This window comes from Pseudomonas sp. Irchel s3h14, from assembly GCF_900187425.1.
Classification (GTDB): domain Bacteria; phylum Pseudomonadota; class Gammaproteobacteria; order Pseudomonadales; family Pseudomonadaceae; genus Aquipseudomonas.
In genome coordinates this window covers 13756-35008 of sequence record NZ_FYDJ01000011.1, presented here as the reverse complement: position 1 = coordinate 35008, position 21253 = coordinate 13756, and the positions used below count along the sequence as shown (strand labels likewise).

Genomic DNA, 21253 nt, shown 5'->3' with positions numbered 1-21253 from the left:
GTGAACACAAAATTTGTGAGCGCCAGAGGTCAAGTATGGGAGCGGGCTTGCTCGCGAAGAGGCCCTCAATGTCACCCAAAAATCACCTGCCTAGCGCTTGCGACACAGCGTGAGGCCATCGCCTACCGGCAACAGCGACAGGTCGACACGCGAGTCATCCTTCAAAGCGCGATTGAGCGCCTGGATGGCTCGGGTGTCTTCGCTCTCGGGATTGTCCTCAAGCACCCGGCCGCTCCACAGCGTGTTATCAAACACCGCCAGACCGCCAACGCGCAGCAAACGCAATGCGTACTCCAGATAGCGTGGGTAGTTGGCTTTGTCGGCATCGATGAAGATCAGGTCGAATGGCGCTTGCCGATCCAGCTGAGCCAGGGTTTCCAGCGCGGGCGCCAGACGCAGATCGATCCGCTCGGCAAGCCCCGCCTCCTGCCAGTAACGGCGCGCGGTGGCGTTGTAGTCGCCAGGTATGTCACAGCAGATCAGCGAACCGTCATCCGGCAATGCAGCCGCCATGCACAAGGCGCTGTAACCGGTAAAGGTGCCCACTTCCAGCAGACGCTTGGCGCCGGTGAGCTTCACCAATAGCGCGAGGAACTGACCTTGCTCGGGTGCCACCTGCCAGCGAGCCATGGGCAGCGCTTGGGTTTCGTCACGCAAACGCTTGAGCAACGGCGTTTCGCGCAGGGAAACGTCGAGCAAGTATTGATACAGGGAATCGTCGAGATTAAGTGTGCGGGCGGTCATGACAACCTCGCGAACTATGGGTTATGCGCCAAGTGCTCAGGTTGCAAAACACGCTTGGCGCTCAGATAGGCTTTCTGCCAGTAAGCTTTGGACAAGCTGTCGAGCTTCACCGTGCCGCCGGTGGCCGGCGCATGGACGAAGCGACCTTCGCCGACGTAGATTCCGGCGTGACTGACCTGAGAACCGCCATTGGTGGCGAAGAAGATCAGGTCACCGGTTTGCAGGCCTTCTTTGCCCACGCTGGCCGCCTGCATGCTGATCATCTCGCGCGTGGTACGCGGCAGAGAAATGCCGGCGACGTCACGGTAAACATAACCGATCAGCCCGCTGCAATCGAAACCCGAATCCGGCGTGTTGCCACCCCAGCGATACGGCGTGCCCACCAGGCCGAGCGCGCGGAACAATACGTCTTCTGCCTCAGGGGAGAATGCCTGGGAGGAACCGAAAACAATGGGCGCGCGAACCACCGGCGCAGGGGGCGGTGTACGGCTGGCGCAGGCGCTGAGCAGCGCTGCGAAGAACATGATTGCGAGGCGGGCCGAGGTCGACATATGCAGAGCATCCTGATCTGGCTGCGGCTTTTTCTGCAGGGGACGCAGAAAAGAAAACCGCCTGCGCAGGACGCAGGCGGTTTGCCATCAATAATGATCAGGATTCTAGCGGCTATGCGGCAAACTTCAAGTAAGACTTTAAGTTCACCTTACAAAATGTCCGCTTACTTGCGTGCCGTGACGATCGCCGGGGACGCAGCCGGTGCCATCGCCAGTGCGCGCTTGGCTTCGATGAAGGTTTTGCTCCAGTAGCTGTCGCCCAGGCTATCGATCCGGACACCACCGCTTTTACGGCTGCTGGAATGGATGAACTGGTTGTCACCCAGGTAGATCCCGGCGTGACTGACACGGCCGCGACGGCCATTGGTGGCGAAAAACAGCAAGTCGCCCGGCTCCAGTTTGCTGCGAGAAACCAGCGGAGCGTCGACGTTGATCATTTCGCGAGTGGAGCGTGGCAGGTTCAGGCCGGCTTGTTCACGAAACAGGTAACCGATGAAGCCGCTGCAATCAAAGCCAGCTTCGGAGGTGCCGCCGAAACGGTAACGGGTACCGATCAGGGACATGCCGCGTTCGAGGATGCTGTCAGCCAGAACCGGAAGCTGGTACGACTTGCCGCCGGCGAAGTCTGCCAGTTCTTTTTCGGTGGCCGCCTCTTCCTGGAAAAGAGCTTGCTGATAAGCGGAAGATTGGGCGGTAGCAGAATTTTTAACCTGCTGTTGTTGCTCTTGCTGGGACACTGGAGAGTGAGCAGCGCAACCGAACAACAGGGTGACGAGTGCGAGGGGCACGAGGGGTGCAAAGCGATTTAGCATGGGCACGACCGTGGCTGATAGTTCTAAAGAAGCCGAGACTATGCCTACTATCAACCTCATTTGCAAATTCAATCGATCTTGATGTGACTTATCGGTTTCTCGTTTACATCTAAGCGCTTAAGCCCGTTTTAGACGTTCGCGCGGCCTACGACCCTGTAGGAAAGCGGAATTCTTGACGCCTGAAATATGCCGAAACCCGCTGCCGGCCTTGGCTTTACCAGCCCAGGGTTTCTTTCAGGAACGGAATCGTCAGCTTGCGCTGAGCTTGAAGGGAGGCCTGATCGAGACGCTCTAGCAACTCGAAAAGCGCACTCATGCTGCGCGTACCGCGGGTCAAGATAAAATGCCCGACTTCATCGGTCAGGTGCAGACCGCGACGAGATGCGCGCAGTTGCAAGGCACGCAATTTGTCTTCGTCGGAGAGCGGACGCATCTGAAAGATCAGCGCCAACGTCAGACGGGATTTGAGGTCCGCCAGCTTCACCGGCAGTTCACGCGGGGATGTCGACGCGGCGATCAACAGGCGTCGACCGCTGTCACGCAGACGGTTGAACAGATGGAACAGCGCCTCTTCCCAATCCGCCCGACCGGCCACCGCCTGCAAATCATCCAGGCAGACCAGTTCGTACTGTTCGAGGTTGTCGAGGATGGCGATGCCGCGATCAAGCAGTTCGGCCAACGGCAAATACACCGCTGGCTCCCCCAGTTGCTCGAAGCGCAGACAGGCCGCTTGCAACAAGTGCGTACGCCCTACCCCGTCCTTGCCCCAGAGATAAATCAGGCTTTCGGTCCAGCCGGCGTCGGCTTCGCATAGCCGCTCGACATAGCCGAGTGCAGCGGCATTGGCGCCTGGATAGTAATTGATAAAGGTAGCGTCATCACGCAGACGCACACCTAGGGGCAGCTGAATCGGTTTCATGCTGACTGAACAGTTCCAAAGGAACCGTTAGTGGCCTCTGTGTAAAGTTTGCGAAGTTTATACCCGTGAGGCGGGTCGCACAATGCGACAGACCACAAGCAAAATCAAAGGTTTGCGTTAACGCCCTGGTTTTATGACAGTTTCTTTGGCGGCGCATGTGACAGCCGCACGAGGGATCCGGGCCAGCCTGGCATGGAACCAGGCTGCCCGCGATGCTTGATCAGGCCCTCTTAAATCTCGGGCTCATCAACACCGCTGTACATACCCGAATCTTTATACAAATCATGCACATGGCGCACCAGAACCATGATCACCGCCGCCACCGGCAGCGCCAGCAGCACACCGGTAAATCCGAACAGCTCGCCCCCTGCCAGAATCGCGAAGATCACCGCCACCGGGTGTAGACCGATTTTGTCCCCCACCAGCAATGGCGTCAGCACCATGCCTTCCAGCGCCTGCCCCACCATGAACACCGCGACGATACCGAACATGGGATACAGATCGCCGCCGAACTGGAACAGACCGGCAATCAAGGCCGCGCCGATCCCGATGACAAACCCCATGTACGGCACGATCGCCGCCAGACCGGCAATCAACCCGATCAACAGCCCCAGCTCAAGCCCTACCAACATCAGACCGGCCGCGTAGATCACGCCCAACGCCACCATCACCAGCAACTGCCCGCGCACGAATGCACCCAGCACTTCATGGCATTCACCCGCCAGGGTCATAACACGCTCTTCGCGATCACGGGGCAGCAGGCTGCGGATCTTGGCCATCATCAGGTCCCAGTCCCGCAGCAAATAGAAAACCACCACCGGGATCAGCACCAGATTCGCCAGCAAGCCAATCAATGCAAGGCCGGAGGCCGTTGCCTGACTCAGCACAACACCGACAATGTCAGTGGTTTGGCCCATGTGCTCACTGATCGCAGCCTTGAGCTTGTCGAACTTCCAGAAATTATCCGACAGTCCGAATTTCGATTGCGCCCACGGCAGTGCGGTGTGCTGCAACCAGTCGAGCATCTGCGGCGTCAGTTCGTACAAACGAAACAACTGCTTGGCGAGCATCGGTATCAACACCAGCAGCAAGGTCGTGAAGATCAGGGTGAACAGCGCAAACACCGCCACCACGCCCCAGGTCCGAGACAGGCCGGCCTTCTCCAGCCGATCCACCAGCGGATCGAACAGATAAGCCAACAGCAGCGCCACCAGAAACGGCGTCAGAATCGGATGCAACAGCCAGACAAACGCGCAGAGCAGAACCACCCCACCCAACCAGAACCAACGCCGCGTATCGGCCATGTACCACTCCATATGCATCTATATAAAGAAAGAAAACCGTTACCAACGGAATCGCAACTGCGGCACAGGTGCCGGAGTCGGCGCGACTACCGGTGCCGAACCCTCGGCCGGCTGAGCCGGTGCGACTGGCGCCGGCGCTTCACCGGCCGGAACCTCCTGCAACTTCGCCAGTGACAATTGCGCCTTCAACTGTTCGGCGCTGCCACTGACCCGATAGAGAATCCGGTCGCCGTCGACACTTTGCAGGCGCGCACCAAACGGCTCCAGCAAGCGCCCAAGCGTCGCGTAGTGCTCCAGATTCATGCCCTGCACCTCAAGCAGTTGTTCACCCGACGCACCCGGCTTGACGACAAAGCGAGGCGCCAGCCGCTGACTGACCGCCAGCATCACCGCATCGGCCACCGCAGCCTGATCCGCCCCCTCTACGCTGCCCGCCTCCTTCTTGTCGCCCAGCCACAAATGCCACTTGGCCTGCCATTGGCCGCCCTCTTCACGAGCATGTACCGCGAGCAAGGCGTCAGCGTTGTAACGCTCCGATACCCCGCGCAGTGGCGTCGCGTCCGTACCTTCCAGATTCGGTGCCGTGGCGACAATCTGCTCACTCAGATCGGCCAGCGGCAAGCGCAGCGGCAAACCACGGTGTTGTGCTGCTCGACGCAGCGGTGCAGCACTGGCCTGGCCATCGCCGACCAGACTCGAACCCTCGGTAGAGTCGTTCAACCACCAGCCGAGGATCGAAGGCCGGTTCGCCCCCCACAACGACAGCCCGGCACGGCGCAACGCTTGCTCGGTGGTGGCCGGGTCGAAATCGACCTTCAGCACTTCCGGCGGGCCAGCGTCAAAGCCGTACTGACTGATGATTTGCTGCGGGTCCTTGCGCAGTGCCGCCAACCCCGGACTTTGCGCTGCCTTGGGATCCCCGGTCAGACGCAACACCAGCGTATCCAGCGCTTGCTGGGTCGCTTGATCGCGCACCTCAGGGCTTTGACCACTGACAGGCTGACGCACCTGATACAGGTTTTTGACGGTTTCGGCATGACTCGCCAGGCTGACCAATGACAAACAGCCCGCAAACAAAAATCTGGAAAAAAAGCGCATGGAGGATTCCTGACGACAAGAGCGGCTGGAACAGGCCGCGTGAACCGGATTGAGCAAGGCTGTGACCACGCCCCCAAGCAAAACATTCACCCGACCCCGGCAAGTTTTTGCACTGTCATAACGATAGACGGTTAATAGGGATACCTTATACAGCCATGAAGGAGGCGACCAACACGGGCAATGAAGGTTTTTTTAAGCGGATATGCCCCTGCCGTCGGCCTGAGGATGGCCGCTGCCCCTCAAGCCTGATAAAATCGCGCGCCTTCGCAGACCGGCAACAGCCGGGCACCCTGAAATTCGCGGATGGCAATCGCCTTCGTCAGTTTCGGTGGTCCCACTGGACTCGGTCGTTACCCCTGAATCCCCCCTAAAGGCCTGGATCATGAGCAAGCAACCCTCCCTGAGCTACAAGGACGCCGGTGTAGACATCGACGCCGGTGAAGCATTGGTCGAACGCATCAAGAGCGTCGCCAAGCGCACTGCGCGCCCGGAAGTCATGGGCGGCCTGGGCGGTTTTGGCGCCCTCTGCGAAATCCCGGCCGGCTACAAACAGCCAGTGCTGGTTTCCGGTACTGACGGCGTTGGCACCAAGCTGCGCCTGGCACTGAACCTGAACAAGCACGACAGCATCGGCATCGACCTGGTTGCCATGTGCGTGAACGACCTGGTGGTCTGTGGCGCCGAGCCGCTGTTCTTCCTCGACTACTACGCTACCGGCAAACTCAACGTCGAAACCGCGACCCAGGTCGTGACCGGCATTGGCGCTGGCTGTGAATTGTCCGGCTGCTCCCTGGTCGGCGGCGAAACCGCTGAAATGCCAGGCATGTACGAAGGCGAAGACTACGACCTGGCCGGTTTCTGCGTCGGCGTCGTGGAAAAATCCGAAATCATCGACGGTTCCAAAGTCGCTGCCGGCGATGCCCTGCTCGCCCTGCCGTCTTCCGGCCCGCACTCCAACGGCTACTCGCTGATCCGCAAGATCATCGAAGTGTCCGGTGCCGACATCGAAAACATCCAGCTCGACGGCAAACCGCTGACCGATCTGCTGATGGCCCCGACCCGTATCTACGTGAAGCCGCTGCTCAAGCTGATCAAGGAAACCGGCGCTGTGAAAGCCATGGCCCACATCACCGGTGGTGGCCTGCTGGACAACATCCCGCGCGTTCTGCCAAAAGGCGCACAAGCCGTGGTTGACGTCGCAAGCTGGACCCGTCCTGCCGTGTTCGACTGGCTGCAAGAGAAAGGCAACGTCGACGAAAACGAAATGCACCGCGTGCTGAACTGCGGCGTCGGCATGGTCATCTGCGTCGCTCAAGAGCACGTCGAAACCGCGCTGAACGTGCTGCGCGAAGCCGGCGAGCAGCCTTGGGTCATCGGTCAGATCTCCACCGCTGCCGAAGGCGCGGCTCAGGTTGAACTGAAGAACCTCAAGGCTCATTGATGTCCCAGACCTGTGATGTGGTGGTGCTGTTGTCCGGCACCGGCAGTAACTTGCAGGCCTTGATCGACAGCACGCGGACCGGCGACAGCCCGGCCCGCATCGCTGCGGTGATTTCCAACCGCGCCGACGCTTACGGCCTGCAACGCGCCAGGGACGCGGGTATCGACACCCGCACCCTGGATCACAAGGCTTTCGAAGGCCGCGAGGCCTTCGATGCCGCGCTGATCGAACTGATCGACGCGTTCAACCCCAAACTCGTGGTACTGGCCGGCTTCATGCGCATTCTCAGCGCTGACTTCGTGCGCCACTACGCGGGTCGCCTGCTCAACATCCATCCCTCGCTGCTACCCAAATACAAAGGGTTACACACGCATCAGCGCGCGCTGGAAGCCGGCGATACCGAACACGGCTGCTCCGTGCACTTCGTCACCGAGGAACTCGATGGCGGACCACTGGTCGTACAAGCAGTAATACCGGTAGAGTTGCACGATTCGCCGCAGAGTCTGGCGCAGCGAGTTCATACCCAGGAACACCTGATTTACCCGTTGGCTGTACGCTGGTTTGCCGAAGGTCGTTTATCACTCGGCGAGCAAGGTGCTTTACTGGATGGAAAGTTACTCGCGGCCAGCGGCCACTTGATTCGAACCTAGGAGATTTTATGCGTCGCGCCCTGCTCTTCGCTTGCGCTCTGCTCGCACTGCCATTTGCGCAGGCTGCAGAACTTCAACCTTTCTCCGCCAGCTACACTGCTGACTGGAAACAGTTGCCCATGAGCGGCACTGCTGAACGCAGCCTGACCAAGCAAGCCAACGGCGCCTGGAAGCTCAGCTTCAAGGCCTCGATGATGATCGCCAGCCTGACCGAAGAAAGCACCCTGACGCTGGACAAGGACACCTTGCTGCCGCAGTCCTACCACTTCGAACGTGGCGGCCTGGGTAAAGCCAAGAAGGCTGACCTGGATTTCGACTGGACCAACAAAATGGTCACCGGCACCGATCGCGGTGACCCGGTCAAGATCCCGCTCAACCGCGGCATGGTCGACAAATCCACTTATCAGCTCGCCCTGCAGCACGACGTGGCCGCTGGCAAGAAAAGCATGAGCTATCAAGTCGTCGACGATGGTGAAGTCGATACCTATGATTTCCGCGTGCTGGGTTCGGAAAAGGTCGACACCAAAGCTGGCCAGATCGATGCAATCAAGGTCGAGCGCGTGCGCGACCCGACACAAAGCAAGCGCATCACCGTCCTGTGGTTCGCCAAGGACTGGGATTACCTGCTGGTTCGTCTGCAACAGGTTGAAACCGACGGCAAGGAGTACAACATCATGCTCCTCGACGGTACGGTCAACGGCAAGGCTGTCAAAGGCAGCTGATCCGGCTCTACACAAAAATCCGGAATCCGATAAGGGTTCCGGATTTTTTTTGCCTGCTGAAACTCAGATCCGCGCCAGCGCCTGTGCCAGGTCGGCGCGCAGGTCTTCGACATCCTCAACCCCTACGGACAACCGCACCAGCGCATCGCCGATGCCGAGTTGCGCACGAGTATCCGCGGGGATGCTGGCGTGGGTCATGATCGCCGGGTGCTCGATCAGGCTTTCCACCCCGCCCAGGCTCTCGGCCAAGGCAAAGATCCGCACACTCTCGAGGAAGCGCGTGGCACCGGCTAGGTCGCTGTTCAGGTCGAGGGATATCATCCCGCCGAAACCGCGCATCTGCCGCTGCGCCAGGTTGTGCTGCGGGTGCGACGGCAGGCCCGGATAATAGACGCGCGCCACCTGCGGCTGACGCTCCAGCCATTGCGCCAGGTCCAGCGCATTGTTGCAGTGGCGTTCCATGCGCAGCGCCAGGGTCTTCACGCCGCGCAGGGTGAGGAAAGCGTCGAACGGCCCGGCGATCGCGCCTACCGCGTTCTGCAGGAAGCCCAGACGCTCCGCCAGGTCTGCGTTTTGTCCGACCACCGCGATGCCGCCGATCACGTCGGAGTGGCCGTTCAGGTACTTGGTGGTCGAGTGCAGCACGATGTCGAAGCCCAGCTCCAGCGGGCGCTGTATCCAGGGGCTGGCAAAGGTGTTGTCGGCCACACAAATGATGCCGCGCTGGCGGCAGATGCGCGCGATGGCAACGAGGTCAGTGAGGCGCAGCAATGGATTGCTCGGCGTCTCGACCATGACCATCCGCGTGTCGTCCTGCAGCGCCGCTTCGAAGGCCGACAAATCAGTCAGGTCGACGAAGCTGAAGCGATGCCCGGCGCTACGCCGGCGCACTTTGTCGAACAGGCGAAAAGTACCGCCGTACAGGTCGTTGCCGGAGACGATGTGCGAATCAGCATCGAGCAATTCGAGCACGGTGGAAATCGTCGCCAGCCCGGAGGCGAACGCGAAGGCCTGGGTGCCGCCTTCGAGGTCCGCAACGCAACGTTCCAGCGCAAAGCGCGTCGGGTTGTGTGAGCGCCCGTAGTCGAAGCCTTTGTGCACACCGGGGCTCTGCTGCAAATAGGTGGAGTTGGCGTAAATCGGCGGCATCAGTGCCCCGGTGGAAGGGTCGGGCGTTTGCCCGGCATGGATCACACGGGTGGCGAAGGCACGTGGCACAGCGTTTTCATCGTGTTGACTCATGTAAGGGATCTCCGTAAGTGGTTGAGCATGTCGACTCGAGTAATCAAGCCGTGGAAGCCCGAAGCGTCGGCGATGATCGCCACCAGCCCACGGTCGAGCTCCGCGCGTAGTTCAGCCAGACTGGCGCCTGGAGGCAGGGTTTGCAGCTGATCGGTCATCGCGCTGGCCACGCTCATGCGAAAGTGCGAAGCATCTTCCTGCATGCCCAGCAGAATGTCGGACTCGTCGATCACGCCGACCAGCCGCTGTCCGCCCTCCAGCACCGGCAGTTGCGACACATCCGCCAGGCGCATGCGCTGGAACGCGGTGAGTAGCGTGTCGTCCGGGCCTACGCTGATCACCCGACCATCCTCGAAGCGCCGCGAGATCAGGTCGCGCAGATCGCCATAATGTTTGTACTGCAGCAGGCCCTGATCGTTCATCCACTGGTCGTTATAGACCTTCGACAGATAGCGCGTGCCGGTGTCGCAGACGAAGCTGACGACCCGCTTCGGCTCGGTCTGCTCGCGGCAGTAACGCAGCGCCGCCGCCAGCAGTGTGCCGGTCGAAGAGCCGCCGAGTATGCCTTCGGCGCGCAGCAGTTGGCGGGCATGATCGAAGCTTTCCTCGTCACTGATCGAGTAGGCGTGGCGCACGCTGGACAGGTCGGCAATCGACGGAATGAAGTCCTCGCCGATGCCCTCCACCGCCCAGGAGCCGGGCGTGCTCATGGTGCCGCTGCGACTGTATTCGGCCATCACCGAGCCGACCGGATCGGCCAGCACCATGACCAGGTCCGGTTGCACGCGGCGAAAGAAACGGGTCAGCCCGGTCAGCGTACCGGCCGAGCCGACGCCAACGACGATGGCGTCCAGATCATGCTGAGTCTGCGCCCAGATCTCCGGCGCGGTGCTGCATTCGTGGGCCAGCGGGTTGGCCGGGTTGTTGAATTGATCGGCGAAGAAAGCGTCGGGAATTTCCAGCGCCAGCCGCGCCGCAACGTCCTGGTAGTAATCGGGATGGCCCTTGCCAACGTCGGAGCGGGTGATGTGCACCTCGGCGCCCATCGCCTTGAGGTGCAAAACCTTCTCGGTGGACATCTTGTCCGGCACCACCAACACCACTCGGTAACCCTTGGCACGGCCGACCAGCGCCAGGCCAAGGCCGGTGTTGCCGGCGGTGGCTTCGACGATGGTGCCGCCGGGGCGCAGGCTGCCATCGCGCTCGGCGGCGTCGATCATCGCCAGGCCGATGCGATCCTTGATCGAGCCGCCGGGGTTCTGTGATTCGAGCTTGAGGAACAGCGTGCACGGGCCGGTATCGAAACGGCTGACGCGCACCAGCGGCGTATTGCCGATCAGTTCGAGTACGGCGGGTCGGGAGTCGGTGGGCATGTCGTCACCTCGCTACGCAAATCAGCACTGGATGGACAGCGACCGGCGTCGAATCATTGCGCGCCAGTCGCGGCAAAGTATCGCTTGGACCATAGGCCGGGATGGCGCCACCCGCAACCTTGCACAGCCAGCCGGTAGCGTCGCCGGAACGACAAAACCGCTCGGCGTTCAGACCGAAAACCGCGCCACCATCGTATTCAGATCGACCGCCAACCGAGACAGCTCCTGGCTCGCGGCACTGGTTTGATTCGCCCCGGCCGACGTCTGCAACGCCAGATCGCGAATGTTCATCAGGTTGCGATCCACCTCACGCGCGACAGCCGCTTGTTCCTCTGAGGCGCTGGCGATCACCAGGTTGCGCTCATTGATCAGAGTAAACGCCGTGGCGATTTCTTCCAGCGCCGTGCCCGCAGCTTTCGCCACTTCCAGGGTCGAACGCGCGCGCGTGTTGCTCTGCTGCATCGAACTGACCGCCGCATCGGTGCCTTTCTGGATGCCGGAGATCATCTGCTCGATTTCCTGGGTCGATTGCTGAGTCCGGTGCGCCAGCGCTCGCACTTCATCGGCCACCACCGCAAACCCGCGCCCGGCACTCCCGGCCCGCGCCGCTTCGATGGCCGCGTTCAGGGCCAGCAAGTTCGTCTGCTCGGCAATCGAGCGAATCACATCCAGGACTTTGCTGATGCCATAGACTTTCTGCGCCAGGTCCTCGACCTGGGTCGCATTGGCCGTGACATCGTCGGCCAGGGATTCGATGGACAACACAGTCTGATGCACCTGCTCGCGACCGTGCTGGGCGATCCGGTCGGATTCCCGAGACGCTTCGGACGTGGCCACCGCATTGCTCGCAACCTCCTCCACCGCCGCGGTCATCTGATTCACCGCTGTGGCGGCCTGGTCGATTTCCAGGCTCTGCTGATGCAGGCCCCGGGTGGCCTCTTCGGTCACACAACTGAGTTCTTCCGAAGCCGAGGCCAATTGGCTGGATGAGTCGGAAATACGCCGCAGGGTTTCGCGCAAACTCCCCTGCATGCTCTTGAGCGCGTGCAACAGCCGCGCCGGCTCGTCCTTGCCGCTGATGCTGATGTCACCGGTCAGATCGCCGCCAGCCACCCCTTCAGCCACCTTCAACGATTGGGAAAGCGGCACGACGATGCTGCGGGTCAGCAGCAGCGCCAGGCCGATGGTCATCAGCGCCGTCAGGCCGATCATCACCCCGACCCCGACCCGCGAATGGCTGAACACTTGGCGCCCCGCCTCCGTCGCCAGGTTAGCGTTGTATTTGTTCAGTTCGACCAATGCCTTGAGGGTGGCGGCGATTTCATCGGCCAACGGACTCATCTCGCCATTGAGGATGGCAGCCGCCTCTTCCACCCGTCCCTGGGCCGAGAGCGTCATCACCTGAGTCTGGAACTGCAGGTAGTGTTGCTCCGAGGCTTTGAAGCGGTCGAACAGCACACGCTCTTCGGGCAGCACGATCAGCGCGTCATAACGCTGCTGAGGCTCACCCAGATTGCCTTTGAGTTCGTTGAGTTTGCTGACGTTTTGCGCCAACGCCTGCGGGTCGCGATTGATCAGCAGGCGCATGGTCAATGCCCGCAGCCGCAGCATGTCCTGATTCATCTCCCCGACCGCCATTACGCTGGGCAGCCAGTTGTCATCGACCTGATCGGACTGCGCGCGCATGTTCGACATTTGCAGCAGGGCGAACGCCCCCAATCCAAATACCATCAACGCCAGCAAGCCAAAACCCAGGCCCGCGCGCGGCGCAATATTGAGACTTCTGATACTCATTGCTCTGGTTCCTTCCAAAAGCGCTGCATCAACCCTGCAGCGGGTTGCTTAAGAAGGTATCGGCCCGGAGAAATTTTGCGTAAGACGAAAACGTGATATCAAAACGCCTTACTACTCCGATCGTCGAGCGGTAACGATTCAGCGCTCGGCAATGGGCGAGCAAGAAAGTGGAACGCGTAACAGGAGGAGTGCTCTATACCTTCAAGGTCTTTTTTGATCGAATGACTTTTCCTGTTACCTGCGAGGTTTCCCATGACTGTCACCGTCAACACCGTTTCCCACGAAGGTTTTCGTCACAGCGTACAGATCGATGACCATGAACTCTTTGCCGACGTACCGACACTCGCCGGCGGCGAAGGCTCGGCGCCCGAGCCACACGATTACTTCGACGCGGCCCTGGGTGCCTGCAAGGCCCTGACCCTGAAGATGTACGCGAAGAAGAAAGACATCCCGCTGACCGGTGTCACAGTTGAAGTCAAACGTGACAACAGCGAAGAGCAGAAAGGTAAATATGCCCTCCACGTCAAACTGACACTCAAAGGTGTGCTCACCGACGCTCAGCGCGATGAGCTGCACCGAGTGGCCGACCGTTGCCCGGTCCACAAGTTGATGACCACCACCGATGTCAGCATCGAAACGCACCTGTCTGAAGGTGCCTTCAGCCAATAGCGGCAAGGGCTGCGCAAGCGGGTTATGCTCCACGCATTACCCGCACAGCCTGGAATGCAGCATGAACACTCCGCTCGTGATCCGTCCCCGCGCCGAAGATGTCGAAGGCCAACCGATTCTTCGCCCGCTGCCATCAGCCAAATGCCGCAGCGTCGGGCCTTTCGTGTTTTTCGACCACATGCTCGAAACCCGTTATGAGGCGGGAAAAGGCATGAACATCCGTCAGCATCCGCACATAGGTCTGTCGACCCTCACGTACTTGTTCGAAGGAAAAATCCAGCACAAGGACAGCCTCGGCTCCGATCAGGTGGTGGAGGCCGGTGATGTCAGCTGGATGACGGCGGGCAGCGCGATTGCCCACGTCGAGCGCACGCCTGAGGCGTTGAAGGTCAGCGGTTTCACCCTGCACGGTTTGCAGATTTGGCTGGCCTCACCAAAAGATAAAGAGCACGGTCCCGGACACTACAGTCACCATCCGGCGGCCACGCTACCGGTCAGCGATAACCTGGGGGTGAAGATCCGGATGATTGCCGGGTCAGGCTTTTGCCTGGAATCACCGGTCCCGGTGCTTTCTCCTACCTTGTATGCCGAATTGAACCTGCAAACGGCGACCACATTGCTGATTCCCACCGAGCATGAAGAGCGGGCGTTGTATGTGCTGGACGGCGAGGTGCAACTGGATGGCGAGTTGATAGAGCCGCATTCGCTGGTGGTGCTGCCGGCCGGGGAAGAGATGACGCTGTTCGCTGAAAGCGACTGTCATGCCATGCTGTTTGGCGGGGCGCCACTGGATGGACCGCGGCGGATCAACTGGAATTTTGTGGCGAGCGATCCGGTGTTGATCGATGAGGCTCGCCGGCGCTGGGCGACCGGGGATTGGCCGACGGTGCCGGGGGAAAGTGAGCGGATCGAATTGCCAAAAGGACGAAGCGAGCCAACCCCGCTGTAATGATCGTTCCCACGCTCCGCGTGGGAATGCCTCTAGGGACGCTCCGCGTCCAGTGACGCGGAGCGTCACGGGCTGCATTCCCACGCGGAGCGTGGGAACGATCACAAGCGAGGATCAGCCTTTAAACACTTCATCCAGCAAGTTGTGCATCGACGCAAACGCACGCCCCGCCGTCTTCGCGTCATACATCATCATGCCCGGCACATTGGCGCGCGGATCGGTGAAGGAATGCACCGCGCCGCCGTAGCTCAGCAGTTGCCAATCCACGCCTGCCGCGTTCATCTCATCTTCAAACGCCGGCAATTGCTCTTTCGGCACCAGTGGGTCGGATGCACCGTGCAGCACCAACACCGAACCTTTGATATTCCTGGCATCAGCCGGATTCGGCGAATCCAGCGTTCCGTGGAACGACACCGCAGCCTTCACTGGCGCGCCGATACGCGCCAGGTCCAGTGCGCAGCAGCCGCCGAAGCAGAAACCAAAGGTCGCCAGTTTCGAGCTATCGACCGCCGCTTCGTCCTGGATCTGCAGCTGATCGAACGCTGCTTGCATGCGTTTGCGCAACAACGGTCGGTCATGCTTGAGCGGCATCATGGCTGCACCCGCCTCGTCGCCGTTCTGCGGACGGACCGACTGACCGTAGAGGTCCGCGATCAGCACCACATAACCCTTGGACGCCACGGACTTGGCGATCTCCTCGGCACCGGCGCTGACGCCCATCCAGTTCGGCGCCATCAACAAACCGGGGCGTGGGCCTTTGTGGTCGGCATCGAACGCCAGACGGCTTTCATACGACTGGCCATCAATCTGATAAGCGACGGAACGAACAGTGATTTGGCTCATGACTAACTCCCAGTAAAAGACACCAGAATAAAAAAACCCGCCGAAGCGGGTTTTTGTACAACGCAGTTAAACCGACAGTTCAACCAGCAGCTTGTTGAGACGGCGCACGTAGGCGGCCGGGTCTTTCAAGCTGTCGCCGGCGGCCAGGGCCGCCTGATCGAAGAGAATGTGCGACAGATCGCCGAAGCGTTCGTCGCTTTGCTCGTTGTCGAGCTTCTCGATCAGCGGGTGAGCCGGGTTGAATTCGAAGATCGGCTTCGATTCAGGAACCTTCTGACCGCTGGCTTCGAGGATCTGACGCATCTGCATGCCCAAGTCCTGTTCGCCGATGGCCAGAATCGCCGGGGAATCGGTCAGACGATGGGAAACCCGCACTTCAGCGACGGAATCGCCCAGTGCAGTTTTCAGACGCTCAACCAGACCTTCTTTGGACTTGGCGACTTCTTCCGCAGCTTTCTTGTCTTCTTCCGAATCCAGGTTGCCCAGGTCCAGATCACCGCGCGCCACGTCGACAAAGCTCTTGCCGTCGAAGTCGCTGAGGTAGCTCATCAGCCACTCGTCGATGCGGTCGGTCAGCAGCAGCACTTCGATGCCTTTCTTGCGGAAGACTTCCAGGTGCGGGCTGTTTTTGACTTGCGCGTAGGTTTCGCCGGTCAGGTAATAAATCTTGTCCTGACCTTCCTTGGCGCGAGCCAGGTATTCGGCCAGACCCACCACTTGCTCGCCTTCATCACCGTTGGTCGATGCAAAACGCAACAGGCCGGCGATTTTCTCTTTGTTGGCGAAGTCTTCTGCCGGGCCTTCTTTCATGACCTGGCCAAAGTTTTTCCAGAAGCTCTTGTATTGCTCAGGCTCGTTCTTCGCCAGCTTTTCCAGCATGTCGAGAACGCGCTTGGTCAGCGCCGACTTCATGGAGTCGATGATCGGGTCTTTCTGCAGGATTTCCCGCGACACGTTCAGCGACAGGTCGTTGGAATCGACCACGCCTTTGATGAAGCGCAGGTACAGCGGCAGGAACGACTCCGCCTGATCCATCACGAACACGCGCTGCACATACAGCTTCAGGCCTTTCGGCGCTTCACGCTGGTACAAATCGAACGGAGCACGGGCCGGCACGTAGAGCAGCGAGCTGTATTCGAGCTTGCCTTCGACCTTGTTGTGGCTCCAGCTCAGCGGATTTTCGAAGTCGTGAGCGACGTGTTTGTAGAACTCCTGATATTCCTCGTCCTTGATCTCGGTACGCGGACGGGTCCACAGCGCGCTGGCACGGTTGACGGTTTCCCATTCAACGGCCGGTTGCTCTTCGCCTTCAACGGCTGCCACTTCTTTCGGCAACTCGATCGGCAGAGCGATGTGGTCGGAGTACTTCTTGATGATGTTGCGCAGACGCCAGCCATCGGCGAACTCGTCTTCACCGGACTTCAGGTGCAGGACGATACGGGTGCCGCGCTCGGCTTTATCAACGGTGGCAACTTCAAAATCGCCTTCGCCCTTGGACGACCAGTGCACGCCTTCGCTGGCAGCAGCACCGGCACGACGGCTGAACACGTCGACTTTATCGGCGACGATGAATGCAGAGTAGAAACCCACACCGAATTGACCGATCAGGTGCGAGTCTTTTTTCTGATCGCCGGAGAGATGTTTCATGAAGTCGGCAGTGCCGGATTTGGCGATGGTACCCAAGTGGGTGATCGCATCTTCACGGCTCATGCCGATGCCGTTGTCTTCGAGGGTGACGGTTTTAGCGTCCTTGTCGAAGCTCACACGGATTTTCAGTTCGGCGCCACCTTCCAGCAACTCAGGCTTGGACAGGGCTTCGAAACGTAATTTGTCGACAGCGTCAGAGGCGTTCGAGATCAATTCGCGAAGGAAAATTTCCTTGTTGGAATACAGCGAATGGATCATGAGGTGCAGCAGCTGCTTCACCTCGGTCTGGAAGCCCAGGGTTTCCTTTTGAGTTTCCACACTCATGGTCATCAAACTCCAATCAGATGGCAGTGGCCGCGACCTGAAGGGTCGGCGGCGGGTTGTCATCAAAGTTGGGGGCTGAGTTCAGGATTTCAAGGGCTCTTCAATTTTGAAATGAGCGCGGGCTGTGGCAATCGGTTCGGCTTCGGTGCTTTGCCAGGCCGTAATCGCAACATTGGCCACCCGGCGACCCTGCCGGCAAACCTGGCATCTGGCCCAGGTGTCGCGAAACTGCCCGGCGCGAAGATAGTCGAGGGAGAAATCGATGATCTTCGGCACACCCGGCGAGCCGGTGAAAATCAGCAGGTGCAGCGCTGCGGACAGCTCCATGAACCCGGCAATCACCCCGCCATGGATCGCCGGCAATAAAGGGTTACCAATGTTGTCCTTGTTGGCCGGCAAGCGAAACAGCAGGTCATCCCCCACCCGCGAACATTCGACACCGATCAGTTTGGCGTAGGGGATCAGGTGCAACAGCGAGGCGTAGTCGCCCTGCTCATGTGCCTGCTGAAGTTGTTCCTTGAAAGAATCGGTCATTTCGCACCTCCGGCGATGACGCCGCCAAAACCTTTTGCGCCCTTGATGGCTTTGCCCATGCGCATGAAGGTGCCTACTACATGAGCGATGGGCTGCTCGGGATCGTCCTGATAGGCGAAACCGCGAGCAAAGATCACATCTGTGGTCACCCGGTAGCACTGGGCAAAACCGTAGACATCTTTATGCGGCTCGGCGGCGTGCATGTAGTCGATGCGCAGGTCGAGGGTCGGACAAACTTCGAACTCGGGCAGGACGCAGAGGGTGGACATGCCGCAGGCAGTGTCCATCAGCGAGGTAAGCGCCCCGCCGTGAATCACGCCGGTTTGCGGGTTGCCAACAATTTGCGGACTGTACGGCAGGATGACCGTTAGTCCATCACCGCTGGCGCTGTGAACCCGCAGCCCAAGCACCTGACAATGTCGCAGCGCCGATAAAAATCGTGTAGCGCGCTCAAAAACGGGGTTTTCGGCCATTTTGATAAAACTCTTCTTAGTGTTCAGGCAATGCACTAGGCGTTTTTAGTAAAAGTTCCCGTCAGAATAATCTTATATATCTGTCTGAATTGAGGAACTTAACGCTATGGGCTGTGCTCTTAAGGCCAGTAGATATTTTCCATAAGGAGAAACACCCATGCGTAAGACTTTAGCTATTGCCTTGATGTTGACCGCTTCCCTCGGTCTCGCTGCCTGCGATAAAAAATCCGAGGACAAAGCTCAAGATGCAGCCAAACATGCTGAGCAAGCTCAGCAAGACATGAGCAAAGCTCAGGATAAAGTGAACGACGCTGCGAAAGAAAACGCCGAAGCTGCCAAAGCTCAGGCTGAATCGAACGAAGCAGCTACAAAAGAAGCACCTAAAAACTAAAACGGTTTTTAGCGTGATAAAGAAAACCCGCCAAGTGCGGGTTTTCTTTTGCCTGTTTTTTGCAAAGCAGGCGTTACAGCAAAATAGTTTTAAAAGTCGGACTAATCATCAGCAACAACGAACACACTAATCCGACGAACCAAACCAGGCTCCGCTGCCAGGCCAGATCAACCCAATAGCACAGCAAATAAATGATTCGCGTAATCACGAAGATGATTGCCAGCAAGTCGATCAGCCACCCCGCTGTCTGCGTGGTGTGCGCCATCAACACCCCCACCGCGAACAGAATGAATGCCTCAAAACAGTTTTGATGAGCCGCCAACGCACGGGCACCAAAGCCAGTCAGTTGCGCCTGTTGCTGACGCGGCAGATGGTTGTCATAACCGCCCAGGTCATTCATCGCCCTGGCGACTGGAATCTTCGCCACATAAATCAGCAGTGCACTGATAAATACACACCAGAACGGAATACTCATCAAACAGCCTCTTTAATCGCCTCGGGCAATGGCGCCTCTGTAGGTGTATAGACCATCACGTCGAGAACGTCGGAATGAAACTCCCGGCGATACAACACCAGCACCACGCCGGCACTCATCAACATGAACAACCACGGGCTGACGAACCAGGCCAGCATGGTCATGCCGAAGTAGTAGGATCGCAGTCCGAAGTTGAACTGGTTGGCGGCCATGGAAATGACGCGGGCCGCCCGGGCAGCAAAGGCTTTGCGCTCTTGTTCGGAAACGTGACGCTCACCGACCATAGGCGCCGAGCCCACCAGAATGGCCGCAAAGTTGTACTGGCGCATGCACCAGCTGAACGTAAAGAACGCATAGACAAACACCAGCGCCAGGCACAGCAACTTGATCTCCGACATCCCTTGGGATGCCTGTTGCACCATCGGGATATCCGCCAACAACGACACCGCCCGTTCGGAGGCTCCGAGCACCGTGAGAATGCCGGCCAGAATAATCAGTGTGCTGGAGGCGAAGAACGAGGCGTTGCGCTCCAGGTTACCGATCACGCTGGCGTCAGCGATGCGGTTGTCGCGCAACAGCATGCGGCGCATCCAGTCTTCGCGATAAAGGTGCAGCACGCTGGCCAGGCACGCGGTGTCGCGGCCCTTCCACGTCGCATAACGGGTGTAGCCACCCCAGCAGATGGCGAACCAGAGCGCGGCGAGGATGTGGATCATGTTGGCGTGGATGAACGACATGCAGGTCCTTGTGATGTGTTTGGTAAAAGCAATGTAGTGCTTCGACGTTAGCTCAAGGAAAAAGACACTGCACCACCTCCAAAAAAAATGCCCCGTATCGATTGATACGGGGCATTTCCATGTGTGTTCACAGCCCGCTTGTGGCGGGCCATGAAGCGGCTTAAGCCAGTGCTTCTTCGCGCTTGCCCAGCATGCGATCGCAAACCACCGCGACGACCAGGGTCATGACCGACGGCACCAGCCAGGCCAGGCCTTGCTCGCTCAGCGGCAGGTGGGACAACTGAGTCGGCATCCAGTCCGCCAGACCCGCACCCTTGAGGGCGTCGATCAAACCGAAGATGAACGACACCAGCATCACCGGACCGACGATGCGGCCCTGCTCATGCCAGAAGTCCTTGCAGAAGCTCAGGGCGACCAGGGCAATGCACGGCGGGTAGATCGCGGTCAGCACCGGGATCGAGAACGCAATCAGCTTGGTGAGGCCCAGGTTGGACACCAGCAGGGAGAATGCGGCCAGGATGATGACCAATGTCTTGTAGGACAGCGGCAGCACACGGCTGAAGTATTCAGCACAGGCACATGTCAGACCCACCGCCGTCACCAGGCAGGCCAGGGAGATCAGCACCGCCAGAAAACCGCTGCCCAGAGAGCCGAAGGTGTGTTGCACGTAAGCGTGCAACACCGCCGCGCCGTTGGTGGCACCCGCGGCCACTTCATGGCTGCCCGAACCGAGACGGAACAGGCTGACGTAAACCAGCGCCAGACCCACGCCGGCAATCAGTCCGGCGATGATCGCGTAACGGGTAATCAACACCGGCGACTCAACGCCACGGGAACGGATTGCGTTGACGATGACAATACCGAACACCAGCGCGCCCAGGGTATCCATGGTCAGGTAACCATTGATGAAGCCTTGGGAGAACGGTGCCGCCACGTATTCCGGGGTGGCCACGCCGACATCACCGGCCGGCAATGCAAACGCTGCGATGCCGAGCGCGGCCAGGGCGATGATCTTCAGCGGTGCGAGGAAACGTCCTACGGTATCCAGCAGCCGGCCCGGATAGAGCGAGATGAAGAACACCACCAGGAAGTACACCGAGCTATAGAGGAACAGTGCCAGCGGGCTCTCGCCGGTCAGCGGCGCCAAGCCGACTTCGAATGACACGGTAGCGGTGCGCGGTGTCGCGAACAGCGGGCCGACAGCGAGGTAGCACGCAGCAGCCAGCAGGCCACCGGCGACTTTGCCGATCGGGCTGCTCAAGGCATCCATGGCGCCACCGACCTTGGCCAGCGCAACAACGGTGATCACCGGCAGACCGACCGCAGTGATCAGAAAACCCAGCGCCGCCATCCAGACATTTGGACCGGACTGCAGACCGACGATAGGCGGGAAGATGATGTTGCCAGCCCCGACAAACAGGGCAAACGTCATAAAACCAAGTGCCAGGATGTCCTGGCCTTTCAACACTTTCATTAAGGAAATACCACACTACTGAATCGGAATTTAGAGAGGGATTTCCCTGAGGGGTGAGGGAAATGCTGTCGGTCCGTATAGGACTGA

At 59.4% G+C, this 21253-nt stretch carries 22 protein-coding genes; 6 read left to right on the top strand and 16 right to left on the bottom strand.

The window, feature by feature from the left end; all coding sequences use genetic code 11:
• Positions 1–90: 90 nt before the first annotated feature.
• The 6 genes from CKW16_RS20270 to CKW16_RS20245 form a co-directional block, all read right to left on the bottom strand.
• Complete coding sequence (locus CKW16_RS20270) at positions 91–744, bottom strand: class I SAM-dependent methyltransferase (protein WP_095130107.1); 654 nt, start codon at positions 742–744, stop codon at positions 91–93.
• A 14-nt stretch (positions 745–758) separates the two neighbouring features.
• The gene (locus CKW16_RS20265; protein WP_046048021.1) at positions 759–1295 is read right to left on the bottom strand and encodes a C40 family peptidase; all 537 of its coding nucleotides are present in this window, start codon (positions 1293–1295) and stop codon (positions 759–761) included.
• 164 nt (positions 1296–1459) lie between these two features.
• Positions 1460–2107: a C40 family peptidase gene (locus CKW16_RS20260; RefSeq protein WP_095130106.1), complete on the bottom strand. Its 648-nt coding sequence runs from the start codon at positions 2105–2107 to the stop codon at positions 1460–1462.
• A gap of 214 nt (positions 2108–2321) precedes the next feature.
• A complete protein-coding gene (hda, locus tag CKW16_RS20255) occupies positions 2322–3026 on the bottom strand; it encodes a DnaA regulatory inactivator Hda (RefSeq protein WP_008148645.1) in 705 nt (234 codons plus the stop codon).
• Between the two features lie 230 nt (positions 3027–3256).
• Positions 3257–4330 (bottom strand): AI-2E family transporter, encoded by a 1074-nt coding sequence (locus tag CKW16_RS20250; protein ID WP_095130104.1) that lies wholly within the window; start codon positions 4328–4330, stop codon positions 3257–3259.
• Between the two features lie 39 nt (positions 4331–4369).
• Positions 4370–5428: a DUF2066 domain-containing protein gene (locus CKW16_RS20245; RefSeq protein ID WP_095130102.1), complete on the bottom strand. Its 1059-nt coding sequence runs from the start codon at positions 5426–5428 to the stop codon at positions 4370–4372.
• A gap of 382 nt (positions 5429–5810) precedes the next feature.
• Here CKW16_RS20245 and purM point away from each other — a divergent pair, with 382 nt between their 5' ends.
• Genes purM through CKW16_RS20230 form a run of 3 tightly spaced genes read left to right on the top strand, consistent with a single transcriptional unit; the run spans position 5811 to position 8241 of the window.
• Positions 5811–6869 (top strand): phosphoribosylformylglycinamidine cyclo-ligase, encoded by a 1059-nt coding sequence (gene purM, locus CKW16_RS20240; RefSeq protein ID WP_008148639.1) that lies wholly within the window; start codon positions 5811–5813, stop codon positions 6867–6869.
• Positions 6869–7519, top strand: a complete 651-nt coding sequence (gene purN, locus CKW16_RS20235; RefSeq protein ID WP_074880550.1) for a phosphoribosylglycinamide formyltransferase — start codon at positions 6869–6871, stop codon at positions 7517–7519. The genes purM and purN overlap by 1 nt, the downstream gene beginning before the upstream one ends.
• An 8-nt stretch (positions 7520–7527) precedes the next feature.
• Complete coding sequence (locus CKW16_RS20230) at positions 7528–8241, top strand: DUF3108 domain-containing protein (protein ID WP_056744016.1); 714 nt, start codon at positions 7528–7530, stop codon at positions 8239–8241.
• Positions 8242–8304: 63 nt separating this feature from the next.
• Here the strand turns inward: CKW16_RS20230 and CKW16_RS20225 are convergent, their stop codons facing one another.
• From CKW16_RS20225 to CKW16_RS20215, 3 genes are all read right to left on the bottom strand, one after another.
• Positions 8305–9483, bottom strand: a complete 1179-nt coding sequence (locus CKW16_RS20225) for a PLP-dependent aspartate aminotransferase family protein (protein ID WP_095130100.1) — start codon at positions 9481–9483, stop codon at positions 8305–8307.
• A complete protein-coding gene (locus CKW16_RS20220) occupies positions 9480–10856 on the bottom strand; it encodes a pyridoxal-phosphate dependent enzyme (protein ID WP_095130098.1) in 1377 nt (458 codons plus the stop codon). Before CKW16_RS20220 ends, CKW16_RS20225 begins: the two co-directional genes overlap by 4 nt.
• 168 nt (positions 10857–11024) lie before the next feature.
• The gene (locus tag CKW16_RS20215) at positions 11025–12650 is read right to left on the bottom strand and encodes a methyl-accepting chemotaxis protein (RefSeq protein WP_095130096.1); all 1626 of its coding nucleotides are present in this window, start codon (positions 12648–12650) and stop codon (positions 11025–11027) included.
• Positions 12651–12902: 252 nt separating this feature from the next.
• Between CKW16_RS20215 and CKW16_RS20210 the strand changes: the two genes are divergently transcribed.
• Positions 12903–13319, top strand: coding sequence for an OsmC family protein (locus CKW16_RS20210; RefSeq protein ID WP_095130094.1), 417 nt, complete (start codon positions 12903–12905; stop codon positions 13317–13319).
• A 61-nt stretch (positions 13320–13380) separates the two neighbouring features.
• Positions 13381–14268 carry a pirin family protein gene (locus tag CKW16_RS20205; RefSeq protein WP_095130092.1) on the top strand — a complete coding sequence of 296 codons (888 nt, stop codon included), beginning with the start codon at positions 13381–13383 and terminating at the stop codon, positions 14266–14268.
• 114 nt (positions 14269–14382) lie between these two features.
• Here CKW16_RS20205 and CKW16_RS20200 read toward each other — a convergent pair whose 3' ends face one another.
• The 4 genes from CKW16_RS20200 to CKW16_RS20185 form a co-directional block, all read right to left on the bottom strand.
• Positions 14383–15111, bottom strand: a complete 729-nt coding sequence (locus CKW16_RS20200) for a dienelactone hydrolase family protein (RefSeq protein WP_095130090.1) — start codon at positions 15109–15111, stop codon at positions 14383–14385.
• A gap of 66 nt (positions 15112–15177) precedes the next feature.
• Positions 15178–17082: a molecular chaperone HtpG gene (gene htpG, locus CKW16_RS20195; RefSeq protein WP_095130312.1), complete on the bottom strand. Its 1905-nt coding sequence runs from the start codon at positions 17080–17082 to the stop codon at positions 15178–15180.
• An 81-nt stretch (positions 17083–17163) separates the two neighbouring features.
• The gene (locus CKW16_RS20190; protein WP_046048032.1) at positions 17164–17616 is read right to left on the bottom strand and encodes a PaaI family thioesterase; all 453 of its coding nucleotides are present in this window, start codon (positions 17614–17616) and stop codon (positions 17164–17166) included.
• On the bottom strand, positions 17613–18089 hold the full coding sequence (locus CKW16_RS20185; protein ID WP_095130088.1) for a PaaI family thioesterase: 477 nt from the start codon (positions 18087–18089) through the stop codon (positions 17613–17615). The genes CKW16_RS20190 and CKW16_RS20185 overlap by 4 nt, the downstream gene beginning before the upstream one ends.
• Before the next feature lie 157 nt (positions 18090–18246).
• Between CKW16_RS20185 and CKW16_RS20180 the strand changes: the two genes are divergently transcribed.
• Positions 18247–18480, top strand: coding sequence for a hypothetical protein (locus CKW16_RS20180; RefSeq protein ID WP_095130086.1), 234 nt, complete (start codon positions 18247–18249; stop codon positions 18478–18480).
• Positions 18481–18553: 73 nt separating this feature from the next.
• On the opposite strand, the gene CKW16_RS20175 is transcribed toward CKW16_RS20180, so the two are convergent.
• From CKW16_RS20175 to brnQ, 3 genes are all read right to left on the bottom strand, one after another.
• Entirely contained in the window at positions 18554–18955 is a 402-nt protein-coding gene (locus CKW16_RS20175) for an MAPEG family protein (RefSeq protein ID WP_095130084.1), read from the bottom strand.
• Entirely contained in the window at positions 18955–19692 is a 738-nt protein-coding gene (locus CKW16_RS20170) for a DUF599 domain-containing protein (RefSeq protein ID WP_008148609.1), read from the bottom strand. Before CKW16_RS20170 ends, CKW16_RS20175 begins: the two co-directional genes overlap by 1 nt.
• Before the next feature lie 160 nt (positions 19693–19852).
• Positions 19853–21166: a branched-chain amino acid transport system II carrier protein gene (gene brnQ / locus CKW16_RS20165; RefSeq protein WP_095130082.1), complete on the bottom strand. Its 1314-nt coding sequence runs from the start codon at positions 21164–21166 to the stop codon at positions 19853–19855.
• Positions 21167–21253: the final 87 nt, after the last annotated feature.